This window comes from Rahnella ecdela, assembly GCF_019049625.1.
Classification (GTDB): domain Bacteria; phylum Pseudomonadota; class Gammaproteobacteria; order Enterobacterales; family Enterobacteriaceae; genus Rahnella; species Rahnella ecdela.
This window is the reverse complement of sequence record NZ_JAFMOY010000056.1, coordinates 1-811: the sequence shown is the minus strand read 5'-3', so window position 1 is coordinate 811 and position 811 is coordinate 1. Positions and strand designations below refer to the sequence as shown.

The 811-nt window shown below is 55.5% G+C and carries 1 protein-coding gene and 1 pseudogene; both read right to left on the bottom strand.

The window, feature by feature from the left end:
• A pseudogene (locus tag J1784_RS00285) lies at window positions 1-244 on the bottom strand (VWA domain-containing protein); the annotation flags it as partial.
• Window positions 237-677, bottom strand: a complete 441-nt coding sequence (locus J1784_RS00280) for a DUF4381 family protein (RefSeq protein WP_217147582.1) — start codon at window positions 675-677, stop codon at window positions 237-239. The pseudogene J1784_RS00285 and the gene J1784_RS00280, both read right to left, overlap by 8 nt.
• Window positions 678-811: the final 134 nt, after the last annotated feature.

Sequence of the window (811 nt, the reverse complement as noted above, 5' to 3'; positions counted from 1 at the left end):
GGCGGGTCAGGGCGATGACCAGCAGGATCCAGATAATCCAGAAAAGTACACCGCTCAGTTTGCTGCTGCGAACCGGCTGGCTGTTGAGTTTAACTTCATCAATCAGCTCAGGCAGAAAAGGCACGCGCACGCGCTCTTTGACCTCGTTATCCTGAGGCAGAAAATAGCGGCTAAGCAGCGGCAGAAAAATCAGTATCGCGGCCCACGGCCACGCGAAATCGAGGCGGCTCAGAAACTCAGACATCAGGCAGTTTCTCCAGCCAGTTTTTCAGTTGGGATTGCAGCCGGGCATTTTGCTGACCGTCCAGCGCATTATCCGGCTGACAATACCGGTCGCTGAGCAGCTGACGCAAATACGCGTCAATCGCCACTTCTTGCAGCAGTTGCTCCGGTGTCAGCCACTGACTGACGACGTCACGGGGCTGATGCATCAGCAGAATGCGTTTAATAAGTTCCAGCCAGCCGTCGGCGTCCTGCGGTTGTCGCAATGCGGCCAGTGCCTGGCGCCGCCAGAGATTACGCCGCCAGCGGGCGAAACGATAAAACAGGAAAATCAGCAGTATTGCAGCGAGCAGAGCCGCCAGAACATACCAGCCGGGAGGAAGGGGAAACCACGAAAACCGCCCGGGCAATGCGGGCTGGAATAAGTCCGGTACACTAAATCCCTTTTCCAGCATTTAAAGACCCCTTTGCAGCTGCCGGTTTAAATCCTGAGTCACCACAATTTGATTTACGCGGATCCCCAGCCTTGTCAGCTTTTTCTCCTGCGCGCCGAGACGGGCGGTAATGCTTTGTTGTATTTCATCGCGCA